Origin of the sequence: Klebsiella sp. KTE92 (assembly GCF_000398905.1) — a bacterium.
GTDB lineage: Bacteria > Pseudomonadota > Gammaproteobacteria > Enterobacterales > Enterobacteriaceae > Klebsiella > Klebsiella variicola.
The window spans coordinates 4,853,934-4,868,054 of record NZ_KB976100.1; the positions used below are offsets into that span (position 1 = coordinate 4,853,934).

14 protein-coding genes are annotated in these 14,121 nt (G+C 57.1%); 7 read left to right on the plus strand and 7 right to left on the minus strand.

Annotated features, from left to right (window positions below; translation table 11 throughout):
* Positions 1–68 precede the first annotated feature (68 nt).
* From A1WC_RS02730 to A1WC_RS02715, 4 genes are all read left to right on the plus strand, one after another.
* Complete coding sequence (locus A1WC_RS02730; RefSeq protein ID WP_008807036.1) at positions 69–1,973, plus strand: ABC transporter ATP-binding protein; 1,905 nt, start codon at positions 69–71, stop codon at positions 1,971–1,973.
* A 225-nt stretch (positions 1,974–2,198) separates the two neighbouring features.
* A complete protein-coding gene (locus A1WC_RS02725) occupies positions 2,199–3,197 on the plus strand; it encodes a hydrolase (protein ID WP_162823123.1) in 999 nt (332 codons plus the stop codon).
* The gene (locus A1WC_RS02720; protein WP_002920151.1) at positions 3,194–3,412 is read left to right on the plus strand and encodes a YheU family protein; all 219 of its coding nucleotides are present in this window, start codon (positions 3,194–3,196) and stop codon (positions 3,410–3,412) included. Before A1WC_RS02725 ends, A1WC_RS02720 begins: the two co-directional genes overlap by 4 nt.
* Before the next feature lie 36 nt (positions 3,413–3,448).
* Entirely contained in the window at positions 3,449–4,318 is an 870-nt protein-coding gene (locus tag A1WC_RS02715) for a phosphoribulokinase (RefSeq protein WP_008807033.1), read from the plus strand.
* 55 nt (positions 4,319–4,373) lie between these two features.
* Here the strand turns inward: A1WC_RS02715 and A1WC_RS02710 are convergent, their stop codons facing one another.
* Positions 4,374–4,778: an OsmC family protein gene (locus A1WC_RS02710; RefSeq protein WP_004202200.1), complete on the minus strand. Its 405-nt coding sequence runs from the start codon at positions 4,776–4,778 to the stop codon at positions 4,374–4,376.
* Between the two features lie 306 nt (positions 4,779–5,084).
* On the opposite strand from A1WC_RS02710, the gene crp reads away from it, so the two are divergent.
* Positions 5,085–5,717 (plus strand): cAMP-activated global transcriptional regulator CRP, encoded by a 633-nt coding sequence (gene crp, locus A1WC_RS02705; protein ID WP_000242758.1) that lies wholly within the window; start codon positions 5,085–5,087, stop codon positions 5,715–5,717.
* 51 nt (positions 5,718–5,768) lie between these two features.
* Positions 5,769–7,847, plus strand: a complete 2,079-nt coding sequence (locus A1WC_RS02700) for a YccS/YhfK family putative transporter (protein ID WP_012540426.1) — start codon at positions 5,769–5,771, stop codon at positions 7,845–7,847.
* On the opposite strand, the gene argD is transcribed toward A1WC_RS02700, so the two are convergent.
* The 5 genes from argD to ppiA form a co-directional block, all read right to left on the minus strand.
* Complete coding sequence (argD, locus tag A1WC_RS02695) at positions 7,837–9,057, minus strand: bifunctional acetylornithine/succinyldiaminopimelate transaminase (RefSeq protein ID WP_008807030.1); 1,221 nt, start codon at positions 9,055–9,057, stop codon at positions 7,837–7,839. The two genes, A1WC_RS02700 and argD, sit on opposite strands and share 11 nt — an antisense overlap.
* A gap of 90 nt (positions 9,058–9,147) precedes the next feature.
* Complete coding sequence (gene pabA, locus A1WC_RS02690; protein ID WP_008807029.1) at positions 9,148–9,711, minus strand: aminodeoxychorismate synthase component 2; 564 nt, start codon at positions 9,709–9,711, stop codon at positions 9,148–9,150.
* 32 nt (positions 9,712–9,743) lie between these two features.
* On the minus strand, positions 9,744–10,346 hold the full coding sequence (locus A1WC_RS02685) for a putative adenosine monophosphate-protein transferase Fic (protein ID WP_008807028.1): 603 nt from the start codon (positions 10,344–10,346) through the stop codon (positions 9,744–9,746).
* On the minus strand, positions 10,336–10,503 hold the full coding sequence (locus tag A1WC_RS26785) for a YhfG family protein (RefSeq protein WP_012540423.1): 168 nt from the start codon (positions 10,501–10,503) through the stop codon (positions 10,336–10,338). Before A1WC_RS26785 ends, A1WC_RS02685 begins: the two co-directional genes overlap by 11 nt.
* Before the next feature lie 106 nt (positions 10,504–10,609).
* Positions 10,610–11,179, minus strand: coding sequence for a peptidylprolyl isomerase A (gene ppiA, locus A1WC_RS02680; protein ID WP_002920238.1), 570 nt, complete (start codon positions 11,177–11,179; stop codon positions 10,610–10,612).
* 277 nt (positions 11,180–11,456) lie between these two features.
* Between ppiA and tsgA the strand changes: the two genes are divergently transcribed.
* Positions 11,457–12,644: an MFS transporter TsgA gene (tsgA, locus tag A1WC_RS02675; protein ID WP_016161896.1), complete on the plus strand. Its 1,188-nt coding sequence runs from the start codon at positions 11,457–11,459 to the stop codon at positions 12,642–12,644.
* On the opposite strand, the gene A1WC_RS02670 is transcribed toward tsgA, so the two are convergent.
* Positions 12,641–13,963 (minus strand): cytosine deaminase, encoded by a 1,323-nt coding sequence (locus A1WC_RS02670; protein ID WP_012540421.1) that lies wholly within the window; start codon positions 13,961–13,963, stop codon positions 12,641–12,643. The two genes, tsgA and A1WC_RS02670, sit on opposite strands and share 4 nt — an antisense overlap.
* Positions 13,964–14,121: the final 158 nt, after the last annotated feature.

A 14,121-nucleotide genomic window follows, 5' to 3' on the forward strand; every position in this document is an offset into this window, starting at 1 on the left:
GAAGCGATTCGCTTCCACACTACATTATCATAATGACAAATTAACATAGTCTGAACATACGGCGCCTTATGATTGTTTTCTCCTCGTTACAAATTCGTCGCGGCGTACGCGTCCTGCTGGACAACGCCACCGCTACCATCAACCCTGGCCAAAAGGTCGGTCTGGTGGGCAAAAACGGCTGCGGGAAATCGACGCTGCTATCGCTTTTGAAAAACGAGATAAGCGCTGACGGCGGCAGTATGACCTTTCCAGGCAGCTGGCAGCTGGCATGGGTGAATCAGGAAACCCCGGCGCTGCCTCAGCCGGCTATCGATTATGTTATTGATGGCGATCGTGAATACCGCCAGCTGGAAGCCGCGCTCCAGCAGGCAAATGAGCGCAACGACGGCCATGCCATCGCCACGGTCCACGGCAAGCTGGACGCCATCGACGCCTGGACCATCCGTTCGCGCGCTGCCAGCCTGCTGCACGGTCTGGGATTCAGCAACGAACAGCTGGAGCGGCCAGTCAGCGATTTTTCCGGCGGCTGGCGTATGCGCCTTAACCTCGCCCAGGCGCTGATTTGCCGCTCCGATCTGCTGCTGCTCGATGAACCGACTAACCACCTCGACCTCGATGCCGTCATCTGGCTCGAAAAATGGCTTAAGGGTTACACAGGTACGCTGATCCTGATCTCCCACGATCGCGATTTTCTCGATCCTATCGTCGACAAAATTATCCATATCGAACAGCAGACGATGTTTGAGTACACCGGTAACTACAGCTCGTTCGAAGTGCAGCGCGCTACCCGTCTCTCTCAGCAGCAGGCGATGTACGAAAGCCAGCAGCAGCGCGTTGCGCATCTACAAAGTTATATCGACCGCTTCCGCGCGAAGGCCACCAAGGCCAAGCAGGCGCAAAGCCGTATCAAAATGCTGGAGCGGATGGAGCTTATCGCCCCGGCGCACGTAGATAACCCATTCCACTTCAGTTTCCGCCAGCCAGAGAGTCTACCTAACCCGCTGCTGAAGATGGAGAAAGTCAGCGCCGGCTACGGCGAGCGTATTATCCTCGACTCCATCAAGCTCAATCTGGTGCCGGGCTCGCGCATCGGCCTGCTGGGCCGCAACGGCGCCGGGAAGTCGACGCTGATTAAGCTGCTGGCAGGTGAACTCCAGCCGGTGAGCGGCGAGATCGGCCTCGCAAAAGGTATCAAGCTCGGCTACTTTGCCCAGCATCAGCTTGAGTTCCTGCGTGCCGATGAATCGCCGCTGCAGCACCTGGCTCGCCTGGCGCCGCAGGAGCTGGAACAAAAGCTGCGTGATTATCTGGGCGGCTTTGGTTTCCAGGGCGATAAGGTCAGCGAAGAGACCCGCCGCTTCTCTGGTGGAGAAAAAGCGCGCCTGGTACTGGCCCTGATCGTCTGGCAGCGCCCTAACCTGCTGCTGCTCGATGAACCGACCAACCACCTTGACCTCGATATGCGTCAGGCCTTAACCGAAGCGCTGATCGACTTTGAAGGGGCGCTGGTTGTCGTGTCGCACGATCGTCACCTGATCCGCTCCACCACCGACGATCTGTACCTCGTCCATGACGGTAAAGTCGAGCCGTTCGACGGCGATCTGGAAGATTATCAGCAGTGGCTCAGCGACTCGCAAAAACAGGAATCACAGAGCAGCGACGCGCCAAAAGAGAGCGGCAACAGCGCCCAGGCGCGCAAGGACCAGAAGCGTCGGGAAGCGGAACTGCGCAGCCAGACCCAACCGCTGCGCAAAGAGATCGCCCGTCTGGAAAAAGAGATGGACAAGCTCAACGCGCAGTTGGCCAGTGCGGAAGAAAAACTTGGCGACAGTGAGCTTTATGACGCCTCACGTAAAGCCGAACTAACCGAATGCCTGCAGCAGCAGGCCAGCGCGAAGTCCGGGCTGGAGGAGTGTGAAATGGCCTGGCTGGAGGCCCAGGAGCAGCTGGAGCAGATGCTTCAGGAAGGCTAATATTGACTTCCTCATCCTGCCTGCGCGTACGATGCCGCTGGCAGGGTGGGTTTCTGCCCTCTCCATGGCCTGCCATCAGTGACATCAATGATTTGTTTTTGCTGTAACCTGGCGTCGCTGGCCACAAGACCACATATTGGCTAACCCCTGTGCGCCCTGCGCGGTATAGTCATCATCACGTTTATTAATTGTTCTGGTGCTATGGTTGAAATCATCCCCACAGACATGACGCCCCCCGAAAACGATTCGCGTGAGTTCCATCCGATGCGCGGCGTGGGCAATCGTCATCTGCAAACCATGCTGCCGCGGCTGATCCGCCGTAAATTGCGCTTTACCCCGCACTGGCAGCGCCTTGAGCTGCCGGACGGCGATTTTGTCGATCTGGCCTGGAGCGAAGACCCGCATCAGGCGCGCCATAAGCCGCGCCTCGTCGTCTTTCATGGTCTCGAAGGAAGCCTGCACAGCCCGTACGCCCATGGTCTGATCCACGCGGCGATGCAGCGCGACTGGCTGGGCGTGGTTATGCATTTCCGCGGCTGCAGCGGCGAACCTAACCGCAATAACCGCATCTATCACTCCGGCGAAACAGAAGATGGCACCTGGTTTCTGCATTGGCTACAGCGCGAGTTTGGCCCCGTGCCGACCGCAGCCGTCGGCTATTCACTAGGCGGCAATATGCTGGGCTGCCTGCTGGCAGAAGAAGGCGACCGCTGCCCGCTGGATGCGGCGGTGATCGTCTCCGCGCCTTTTATGCTGGAAGCCTGCAGCTATCATATGGATAAGGGCTTCTCGCGGGTTTATCAGCGCTATCTGCTCAATCTGTTAAAAGCCAATGCCTCACGCAAGCTGAAAGCGTATCCTGGCTCACTGCCTGTCGATTTACGCCAGCTTAAAGGGATGCGCCGCATCCGGGAATTTGACGATATGATCACCGCCAAAATCCATGGTTTCGCCGATGCGCTGGATTATTACCGGCAATGCAGCGCCATGCCGCGGCTCAGCGATATCACTAAGCCAACGCTCATCATTCACGCGAAAGACGATCCATTTATGGATCACCACTCCATACCACCGCAGGAGCAACTGCCGGCGAACGTTGAGTATCAATTAACTGAGCAAGGCGGCCACGTTGGTTTCGTCGGCGGCACCCTGCGTAAGCCGGAGATGTGGCTGGAAAGACGCATCCCGGACTGGTTAAACCGTTGGCTGGAGGCCCCCGTATGATTATTCCCTGGCAGGATCTGGATCCCGAAACGCTGGATAACCTGATTGAAAGCTTTGTGTTACGTGAAGGCACCGATTATGGTGAACATGAACGTTCACTTGCCGATAAAGTCGCCGATGTAAAACAGCAGTTGAAACGCGGAGAGGCGGTTCTTGTGTGGTCGGAACTGCATGAGACGGTCAATATTATGCCGCGTGCGCTGTTTAACGGCTAAGGCGACGCCACTACATCGTTTAACCAGGGAGTTGTTATGTCTGCCAAACATCCGGTGATCGCCGTCACGGGCTCCAGCGGCGCGGGCACTACCACCACCAGCCTTGCCTTTCGCAAAATCTTCGCGCAGCTAAACCTGCACGCCGCGGAGGTGGAAGGCGATAGCTTTCATCGCTACACCCGCCCGGAAATGGACATGGCGATCCGCAAGGCGCGGGATCAGGGCAAACATATCAGCTACTTTGGCCCGGAGGCGAACGACTTTGGCCTGCTGGAGCAGACCTTTGTCGACTATGGCCGCCACGGAAAAGGCCAGTCGCGGAAATACCTGCATACCTATGACGAAGCCGTACCGTGGAATCAGGTGCCAGGGACTTTCACCCCCTGGCAGCCGCTGCCGGAGCCGACAGACGTACTGTTCTATGAGGGGCTGCACGGCGGGGTTGTCACGCCGCATCATGATGTCGCCAGCCATGTCGACCTGCTGGTCGGCGTAGTGCCTATCGTTAACCTCGAGTGGATCCAAAAGCTTATTCGCGACACCAGCGAGCGCGGCCACTCCCGGGAGGCGGTGATGGACTCAGTCGTCCGCTCGATGGAAGACTACATCAACTTCATTACCCCGCAATTTTCCCGCACCCATATCAACTTTCAGCGCGTGCCGACGGTAGACACTTCCAACCCGTTTGCCGCGAAAACTATTCCCTCGCTGGACGAGAGCTTTGTGGTGATCCATTTCCGTAACCTGCAGAATATCGACTTCCCCTGGCTGCTGGCGATGCTGCAGGGGTCGTTTATCTCGCACATGAACACGCTGGTGGTGCCGGGCGGTAAAATGGGGCTGGCGATGGAGCTTATCATGACGCCGCTGGTCGAGCGCCTGATGGAAGGCCGCAAGATCGGCTAACAGAAAAAACCCCGGCCAGGCCGGGGTTGAGATGCTTCACAACGGCAGGCGAAGACTACGCCTCGATCACTTCATAGGAGTGGGTGATCTTCACTGCTTTTTCCAGCATCAGCGCCACCGAGCAGTATTTCTCTGCCGACAGATCCACCGCCCGGGAGACCGCGGCATCTTTCAGCGCCTTACCGGTGACGATAAAGTGCAGATTAATATGCGTAAACAGACGCGGCGCCTCTTCGCGGCGCTCCGACGTCAGCTTCACTTCGCAGTTGGTCACCTCATGGCGACCTTTTTGCAGAATAGAAACCACATCGATCGCACTGCAACCGCCCGCCGCCATCAGCACCATCTCCATCGGGCTGGGTGCCTTATCCCCGGAGTTGCCATCCATCAGAATCTGGTGTCCTGACGCGGACTCCCCGATAAAGGTTAACCCTTCAACCCATTTCACACGCGCTTGCATAAAATTTAACTCCAGTATCGCAATTTTCCTGTCAGATTACGCGCACATAACAATTCTCGCAACGGAAGGCGACCTGCGTCATGCTGAAGCGAGACACCAGGAGACATGCGGCGAAAGCTATGCTAAAACAGTCTGGATGCTACAGTATTACATTGATGTACTGCATGTATGCAGAGGAGTTCACATTACGGGCTGTCGAAAAATCATCAGCCAGCTTCCCAGGTATAGGGAAACAATACGATTGCATGCCCGGACGCCGTGTAGTGTCGGCGCCCGGAGATAGCTTATAACAGAGGATAACCGCGCATGGTGCTTGGCAAACCGCAAACAGACCCTACCCTTGAATGGTTCTTGTCTCATTGCCACATTCATAAGTACCCATCAAAGAGCACGCTGATCCACCAGGGTGAAAAAGCAGAAACGCTGTACTACATCGTTAAAGGCTCCGTGGCTGTACTCATCAAGGATGAAGAAGGTAAAGAGATGATCCTCTCCTACCTCAACCAGGGCGATTTCATCGGTGAATTAGGCCTGTTTGAAGAGGGTCAGGAGCGTAGCGCCTGGGTACGGGCGAAAACCGCATGTGAAGTGGCCGAAATCTCTTATAAGAAATTCCGTCAGCTGATCCAGGTTAACCCGGACATTCTGATGCGTCTCTCTTCGCAAATGGCTCGCCGTCTGCAGGTCACGTCTGAGAAAGTGGGCAACCTCGCCTTCCTCGACGTGACGGGCCGTATCGCCCAGACGCTGCTGAACCTGGCGAAGCAACCTGATGCCATGACCCACCCGGACGGTATGCAAATTAAAATTACCCGTCAGGAAATTGGTCAGATCGTCGGCTGCTCTCGTGAAACGGTTGGCCGTATTTTGAAAATGCTGGAAGATCAGAACCTGATTTCCGCACACGGTAAAACTATCGTCGTCTACGGCACCCGTTAAGTTGCTAAGCGGCGTATTGCTCCTGCAGTACGCCGTTTTTGTTTTTCCCTCATGTGGCGCAGGCTGATTTACCACCCGGAAGTCAACTATGCACTGCGGCAAACGCTGGTGCTGTGTCTGCCTGTGGCCATCGGTCTTCTGCTCGGCCATCTCCAGCAGGGGCTGTTGTTTTCCTTAGTGCCCGCCTGCTGCAACATTGCCGGTCTTGATACCCCACATAAGCGCTTTTTCAAACGTCTGATTATCGGCGGCTGTCTGTTTGCCGGATGCAGTCTGGTGGTGCAGTTGCTGCTCGCTCAGGCCATTCCCCTGCCGCTTATTCTCAGCGGCCTGGCGCTATTGCTCGGCGTCACCGCGGAGATCAGTTCGCTGCACGCGCGCCTGCTGCCCGCGTCGCTGATCGCCGCTATCTTTACCCTGAGCCTGGCGGGCAATATGCCCATCTGGGAACCACTGCTGATCTACGCTTTCGGTACGCTGTGGTACGGCGTGTTTAACTGGCTCTGGTTCTGGCTGTGGCGCGAACAGCCGCTGCGGGAGTCGCTCAGCCTGCTTTACCGGGAACTGGCTGACTATTGTGAAGCCAAATACAGTCTGTTGACCCAGCATACCGATCCGTCGACCGCCCTGCCGCCGCTGCTCACCCGCCAGCAGAAGGTAGTCGACCTGATTACCCAGTGCTATCAGCAGATGCATATGCTGGCCGCCAACCAACGCAACGACCACAAGCGTCTGCTGCGGGCGTTCCAGGTTGGGCTGGATCTACAGGAACATATTTCGGTTAGCCTGCATCAGCCAGAAGAGGTACAAAAGCTGGTGGAACGCAGCCATGCCGAAGCGGTGATCCGCTGGAATGCGCAAACCGTCGCTGCCCGCCTGCGCGTGCTGGCGGATGATATTCTCTATCATCGCTTTCCGCAGCGTTTTCAGATGGATAAACAGATTGAGGCTCTGGAAAAGATCGCCCGCCAGCATCCGGACAACCCGGTCGGTCAGTTCTGCGCCTGGCACTTTAGCCGTATCGCCCGGGTGCTGCATACCCAGCGCCCCCTGTATGCCCGGGATCTGATGGCCGACAAAGAGCGTCGTTTACCGCTGTTTCCCGCGCTAAAGAACTATCTGTCGCTGAAATCACCCGCACTGCGCAATGCCGCCCGCATCAGCGTGATGCTGAGCGTCGCCAGCCTGATGGGCAACGCCCTGCATTTGCCGAAGCCCTACTGGATCCTGATGACGGTGCTCTTCGTCACGCAAAACGGCTACGGCGCCACGCGGGTGCGAATTGTTCACCGGGCAGCGGGAACGCTCGCCGGTCTGGTCATCGCCGGGCTAACCTTGCACTTTCACGTTCCGGAGAGCTATACCCTGAGCGGGATGCTGCTGATTACCCTGCTCAGCTATCTGATCATCCGTAAACACTATGGCTGGGCGATGGTAGGCTTTACGGTGACGGCGGTGTATACCCTGCAACTGCTGACGCTCAACGGCGAACAGTTTATTGTCGCCCGGCTTATCGACACGCTTATCGGCTGCCTGATCGCCTTCGGCGGGATGGTCTGGCTGTGGCCGCAGTGGCAGAGCGGCCTGCTGAAAAAAAACGCCCACGATGCGCTGGAGGCCGACCAGCAGGCGATTCGCCTGATCCTCAGCGCCGATCCAAAAGCCCCCGCGCTGGCCTATCAACGCATGCGCGTCAACCAGGCGCATAACGCGCTCTACAACTCCCTGAATCAGGCGATGCAGGAGCCCGGTTTTAATACCCATTATCTGGAAGATATGAAGCTGTGGGTGACGCACAGTCAGTTTATCGTCGAACACATCAACGCTATGACCACCCTGGCCCGGGAGCATACGATGCTCACCCCGGATCTTGCCCAGCGCTATCTCGAATCTTGTGAGATTGCCTTGCAACGCTGCCAGCAACGGCTGGACAGCGATGGTCCCGGCAGCGCAGGGGATGCCAATATTCTGGAGTCGCCGGAAACAGAGGTGCCGAACGGTCCGTTAAGTACCCTGGAGCAGCACCTGCAACGCATTCTGGGCCATCTGAACACCATGCATACCATATCGTCAGTAGCATGGCGTCAGCGGCCGCATCATGGCATCTGGCTGCGGAAAATCAGCCGTTAATCACCTTTGCCACTGCCTGGGCAAAACGCGCCATCCCCTCGGCAATATCCTGCTCGTCGATGATCAGCGAGGGAACAAAACGCATCACGTCCGGCCCGGCGTTGAGCACCATGACGCCGGCTTGCGCAGCGGCATAGAGGAAATCACGCGCGCGGCCCTTGTGCTGCGGCTTGAGTTCGGCGCCAATCAGCAGGCCCATCCCGCGAATATCACTGAACAGATCAAATTCAGCATCCAGCTGCTGCAGGTGTTTGACGAACAGTTCGCGCTTCGCGCTCACGCCATCCAGCACCGCCGGGGTATTGATTAGATCGAAGGCGGCGTTGGCGACCGCGCAGGCCAGCGGGTTGCCGCCGTAGGTTGAGCCATGGGAACCCGCATGGAAGGCGCTGGCGATCTCATGGGTGGTCAGCATGGCGCTGACCGGGAAGCCGCCGCCGAGCGCTTTGGCGCTGGTCAGAATATCCGGCGTCACACCGTAATGCATATAGGCGAACAGCGATCCGGTACGTCCCATACCGCACTGCACTTCATCAAAGACTAACAACGCCTGGTGCTGATCGCACAGCTCACGCAGCCCCTGCAGGAAGGCCGGCGTCGCTGCCGTCACGCCGCCTTCGCCCTGAATCGGCTCCACCACCACTGCGCAAGTGTGGTCATCCATCACCGCTTTTACCGCCTGCAGGTCGTTGAAGGGAACATGGACAATATCCGCCGGTTTCGGGCCGAAACCATCGGAGTACTTCGGCTGCCCACCGACGGAAACGGTAAACAGGGAGCGGCCATGGAAGGCATTATGGAAGGCAATGATTTTGGTTTTATACGGGCTATGGCGGGTCACCGCATAGTGACGCGCCAGCTTAAAGGCCGTTTCATTGGCTTCCGTACCGGAGTTCATAAACACCACGCGCTCGGCGAAGGTGGCCTCGACAAGTTTACGTCCCAGACGCAGCGCTGGCTCATTGGTAAAGACGTTGCTGGTGTGCCACAGCGTTTCGCCCTGCTCGTGGAGCGCCGCTACCAGCGCCGGGTGGCAATGGCCGAGCGCCGTCACCGCGATACCGCCGGCAAAATCAACATACTCTTTGCCCTGCTGATCCCAGACGCGGCTGCCTTTCCCTTTCACCGGGATGAATTCTGCTGGTGCATAAATCGGCAAAATAACTTCATCGAATGTGGCGCGGGTGATTGCCGGTTGTTCAGTTGCCATGTCTTGCCCATCCCTCTTCGTTATGCAGATGTAATCATGAAAATATAATCACAAAATATGCATAAAAAATCAGTCAATGGCAACTGAAAATCACCGCTTCAGAAAGTTTTCCAGCAATTGATGGCCCTGCTCGCTGAGGATGCTTTCCGGATGAAACTGCACGCCCTCAAGATCCCAATCGCGGTGGCGGATCCCCATAATCTCAGCGCTGGCGCTGCGGGCGGTGACGATAAACTCGGGCGGGAGCGTCGGCGGATCAATCACCAGCGAGTGATAACGGGTCACCGTCAGGGGATTATTCAGCCCCTGAAACACCCCTTCGCCGTTATGCTCGATAAGCGAGGTTTTACCATGCATCACCTGTGCCGCCCGTACGATGGTCGCGCCAAACGCCTGGGCTATCGCCTGGTGCCCGAGACAGACGCCCAGTAGCGGCGTTTTCCCCGCATAGTGGCGGATAACCGCGAGGGAAATCCCCGCCTCATTCGGCGTGCAGGGGCCTGGCGAGATCACGATTTTCTCCGGCGCCAGCGCCGCTATCTCCTCCAGCGTCAACGCATCATTGCGCCTGACCAGTACTTCCGCACCCAGTTCGCAGAAGTACTGATACAGATTCCAGGTGAAAGAGTCATAGTTATCGATAAGCAGGATCATAGCGGCTCCGGAACAATCAAAACCGGGCTATTCTACTCAGATTCCCGCGCTTCGCTTACCACTTTGCGAAAGATCGCCACCAGCGGAGCCGGATCGCCCATCGCGCTCTGCTGGCAGGCCGCGCTCCAGCCGGCAGGGTCGACGTCACGCCAGTCAAGCAGGTAGCCGGCATGTATCGCCAGCTGTTCAAAGAAAATGCGCTGGGTCAGGCCATTGCCAAGACGAAAAGGGTGCAGCACATTAATTTCGCCATAGAACCAGCTCAGGCGTTCAATAAAGGTCTCGCGCGGCAGGCCATTGAGATAATCCTCCTGCTCAAGGGCCTGCATCAGGGCGTTCCCCTCCTCCTCGATCCGGGCAAAGTGGCAGAACGGCGTATCGCCCAGGTAGAGGTTCACTTCACGTAACCGGCCGGCCCAGTCAAACAGATCCTGATACAGCTGATGATGAATCGCGCACAGATAGGGTAAGCCGCGCACCCGCGGCCCCAGCGGCAAGGTTGCCGCCCGCAACGCCGTCATCTCAAAGGCGGCCTGTTGCAGATTTTTAGCCTGCCGGATGCCGAGGCGGTTGCGCAGGACATTCAGCGCCGGGTAGAGGTAAGGATCGCGTTCATCGCCGAATTTATCGCTCATACTCCCTCCGCAGCGTCGCCAGACGCGCCAGCGCCTCTTCGGCAGTCAACGTAACCAGCGGCACCGTCACGCCTTCAAGGCGACGACTGGCCTGAAAATTGGTATTGCGTGTCTGTTCCCAGAGTCGGGATTTTTGCTTTTCGGTGAGTGGACGCATCGTCGCCCCCCTTATCGTCCCCTGTGTGCCACAAGTATAAGCAGCAATTTCAGGTTATGCCGGGAGGCAACCGGGCGCGGCGATAGCACACCGCGCCGTGGAAGGATTAGGGCAGCACTTTCGCAGAGAGGATAACAACCGGTTTGGTCGGCACATTCTGGTATGGGCCGACGTTATGGGTCTGGACCTGGGAGATCTTATCCGCGACGTCCATACCTTTCACTACCTTGCCAAACACCGCATAGCCAAAGTCGCGCTGACCATGGTCAAGGAAGGCGTTATCCGCCACGTTGATGAAGAACTGGCTGGTGGCGCTATCCTGGTCGGCGGTACGCGCCATCGCGATGGTACCGCGGGTGTTGCGCAGGCCGTTGTCTGCTTCATTCTTAATCGGCGGGTTAGGCTGTTTCTGCTGCATCTGCTCGTTAAAGCCGCCGCCCTGCACCATGAAACCCGGGATCACGCGGTGGAAGGTGGTGTTGTTGTAGAAGCCGCTGTTGACGTACTTCAGGAAGTTATCCACGGAAATCGGGGCTTTCTGACTGTTTAACTCAAGCTCAATGTTCCCTGCCGAGGTGGTCAGCAGCACATGCGGATCGCCCTTTGCCGCCATGGCCGGGGAGAACGCTGAAATGGCGAAAACGGCAGCCATCGCCGCCAGTGTTGATTTGAGCATGGAAATTCCTTAACGGAGCAGAATAAAAGCGAGTGCCTTGATTCTAAAGAGCCTTTGCATCCTGGGCCAGCCTTTTACCAAATTTTACTTAGCTGTAATAATTGTAACCGCGCAAACGTTCTCCTGTGCGGCGAATAAAGTGTGATGCATGTCACATTAAACCATGCAAAAGATAACCACTTTCACAATAAACATTTGATTACATCACCTGAACGAATAAAATCTGTCCGCCCGGCGCAGCGTCAACGCGCTTTACCTTTCTATTCACAGGCCAGTCATGACTAACAGCAACCGTATTAAGCTCACATGGATCAGCTTCTTCTCCTACGCCCTGACCGGCGCGTTGGTGATCGTCACCGGGATGGTGATGGGTAACATTGCGGATTATTTCCATCTGCCCGTTTCCAGTATGAGCAACACCTTTACCTTTCTGAACGCCGGTATTCTGATCTCTATCTTCCTCAATGCCTGGCTGATGGAAATCGTGCCGCTGAAAACTCAGCTGCGCTTTGGCTTTATTCTGATGGTGCTGGCGGTGGCCGGCCTGATGCTCAGCCACAGCCTGGCGCTGTTTTCCGCGTCGATGTTCGTTCTCGGCCTGGTGAGCGGGATCACCATGTCGATCGGGACCTTCCTGATCACCCATATGTATGAAGGCCGTCAGCGCGGAGCGCGTCTGCTGTTTACCGACTCCTTCTTTAGCATGGCGGGAATGATTTTCCCGATGGTCGCCGCCGTCCTGCTGGCGCGCAGCATCGAGTGGTACTGGGTCTACGCCTGTATTGGTCTGGTGTATGTCGCCATTTTCGTCCTGACTTTCGGCTGTGATTTTCCGGTGTTGGGCAAAAAAGCGCAGAGCGAAAACAACCAGCCGGTAGTGAAAGAGAAGTGGGGCATCGGCGTGCTGTTTCTCTCCGTTGCGGCGCTGTGCTACATCCTCGGTCAGCTGGGCTTTATCTCCTGGGTACCGGAATATGCGAAGAGCCTGGGCATGAGCCTCGGGGATGCCGGTAAACTGGTGAGCGATTTCTGGATGTCCTACATGATCGGCATGTGGTCATTCAGCTTCATCCTGCGCTTCTTCGACCTGCAGCGTATCTTAACCGTCCTCGCCGGGCTCGCGACGGTGCTGATGTACCTGTTTATCAATGGTTCCCCGGAGCATATGCCGTGGTTTATTCTGACCCTGGGCTTCTTCTCCAGCGCCATCTACACCTCGATCATTACGCTCGGCTCGCAGCAGACGCGGGTCGCTTCGCCGAAGCTGGTGAACTTTATCCTCACCTGCGGCACCATCGGCACCATGCTCACTTTCGTGGTCACCGGCCCGATTGTGGCTGCCAGCGGTCCACTGGCAGCGCTGCACACCGCTAACGGCCTCTATGCCGTGGTATTCGTGATGTGCTTTATCCTCGGCTTCGTCTCCCGTCACCGCCAGAACAACGCTCAGGCGGCGTCTCACTAAGCCTTCGGCCCCTTTGCGTCCGCAAGGGGGCTGTTCCTCATAAAAGAGAGCTCCTCGCCACCGCGGTCGGTCTGGATCCAGGTTTGCGCCAGCTGGGTGGTCGCGATCACCCTTCCCTGGCGAATTGACCAGCGCACAGGCACCTGGCAGCGGACGGCCTCAAAGCCATTCTCCGCCGGGAGAATGATCAGGTTAGCCGGGTTGCCGCTGACTATGCCGTAATCCTCCAGGCCAAACGTGCGGGCGCTGTTGGCGGTGATAAGCTTCAGACCGTCGTTGATCTGCTGGTAGCCCATCAGCTGGCAGACGTGCAGGCCCATATGCAGGACCTGCAGCATATTGCCGGTCCCCAGCGGGTACCACGGGTCAAAGACGTCATCATGACCAAAGCACACGTTGATCCCCGCCGCCATCAGCTCCTTCACCCGGGTAATCCCCCGTCGCTTAGGGTAGTCATCAAACCGGCCCTGCAGATGAATATTCACCAGCGGATTGGCGACAAAGTTGATACCGGAGAGCTTAAGCAGGCGGAACAGGCGCGAGGTATAAGCGCCATTATAGGAGTGCATGGCGGTGGTATGGCTGGCCGTCACCCGCGCCCCTATCCCCGCCTTTAACGCCAGCGCGGCAACGGTTTCAACAAAGCGCGACTGTTCATCGTCAATTTCATCGCAGTGAATATCCAGCGGGCGATCATATTTTTGCGCCAGCCGGAAGGCGATATGCAGCGACTCCACCCCATATTCACGGGTGAACTCAAAATGCGGGATGGCCCCAACAACATCCGCCCCCAGCTTGAGGGCCTCCTCCAGCAGCGCTTCGCCGTTGGGGTAAGAGAGGATCCCCTCCTGTGGAAAAGCAACTATCTGCAACTCGACCCATGGCGCGACCTCCCGTTTGACCTCCAGCATCGCCTTCAGCGCCGTTAATGTGGGATCGGAGACGTCGACATGAGTGCGGACAAACTGCACGCCATTGGCGATCTGCCACTTCAGGGTTTTCCACGCCCGGGCTTTGACGTCCTCATGGCTGAGCAGCGCTTTTCGCTCCGCCCAGCGCTCAATCCCCTCGAACAGGGTGCCGGACTGGTTCCAGTGCGGCTCGCCGGCCGTCTGGGTGGTATCCAGGTGGATATGCGGCTCAATAAAAGGCGGGATCGCCAGCCCGCCGCGAGCGTTCAACACCTCGTAGCTTTCGTCGCGCGCCTCGCCCATCGGCGTGATCTCGCCAAAGCGGCCCTTATCAATCGCTATTTGCCACAGGCCGTCGCGGTCTGCCAGGCGTACGTTCTGAATTAACCAAAGCGGCGCTGCTGTCATATCACCTTCTCCATTCAATATGGCTAGTTTTCTGCCCAACCCCAATCGCGGCCCATCCAATTCTTGTACACAAAATCAGCAAAAAGGAAAAGCCAGCGTTTTCCATAACTTAGAAAAATACAGACAAATCAATTATATACCCATTAAGTGGTAGGTGA

Excerpts from the sequence above, each read along its gene's own strand:
- A1WC_RS02670 (WP_012540421.1), bottom strand. The coding sequence starts at position 13,963 with ATGACAGCAGCGCCGCTTTGGTTAATTCAGAACGTACGCCTGGCAGAC.
- A1WC_RS02685 (WP_008807028.1), bottom strand. The coding sequence starts at position 10,346 with ATGAGCGATAAATTCGGCGATGAACGCGATCCTTACCTCTACCCGGCG.
- A1WC_RS02730 (WP_008807036.1), top strand. The coding sequence starts at position 69 with ATGATTGTTTTCTCCTCGTTACAAATTCGTCGCGGCGTACGCGTCCTG.
- A1WC_RS02710 (WP_004202200.1), bottom strand. The coding sequence starts at position 4,778 with ATGCAAGCGCGTGTGAAATGGGTTGAAGGGTTAACCTTTATCGGGGAG.
- tsgA (WP_016161896.1), top strand. The coding sequence starts at position 11,457 with ATGACTAACAGCAACCGTATTAAGCTCACATGGATCAGCTTCTTCTCC.
- A1WC_RS26785 (WP_012540423.1), bottom strand. The coding sequence starts at position 10,503 with ATGCGTCCACTCACCGAAAAGCAAAAATCCCGACTCTGGGAACAGACA.
- argD (WP_008807030.1), bottom strand. The coding sequence starts at position 9,057 with ATGGCAACTGAACAACCGGCAATCACCCGCGCCACATTCGATGAAGTT.
- A1WC_RS02720 (WP_002920151.1), top strand. The coding sequence starts at position 3,194 with ATGATTATTCCCTGGCAGGATCTGGATCCCGAAACGCTGGATAACCTG.
- A1WC_RS02715 (WP_008807033.1), top strand. The coding sequence starts at position 3,449 with ATGTCTGCCAAACATCCGGTGATCGCCGTCACGGGCTCCAGCGGCGCG.
- crp (WP_000242758.1), top strand. The coding sequence starts at position 5,085 with ATGGTGCTTGGCAAACCGCAAACAGACCCTACCCTTGAATGGTTCTTG.
- pabA (WP_008807029.1), bottom strand. The coding sequence starts at position 9,711 with ATGATCCTGCTTATCGATAACTATGACTCTTTCACCTGGAATCTGTAT.
- A1WC_RS02725 (WP_162823123.1), top strand. The coding sequence starts at position 2,199 with ATGACGCCCCCCGAAAACGATTCGCGTGAGTTCCATCCGATGCGCGGC.
- A1WC_RS02700 (WP_012540426.1), top strand. The coding sequence starts at position 5,769 with ATGTGGCGCAGGCTGATTTACCACCCGGAAGTCAACTATGCACTGCGG.
- ppiA (WP_002920238.1), bottom strand. The coding sequence starts at position 11,179 with ATGCTCAAATCAACACTGGCGGCGATGGCTGCCGTTTTCGCCATTTCA.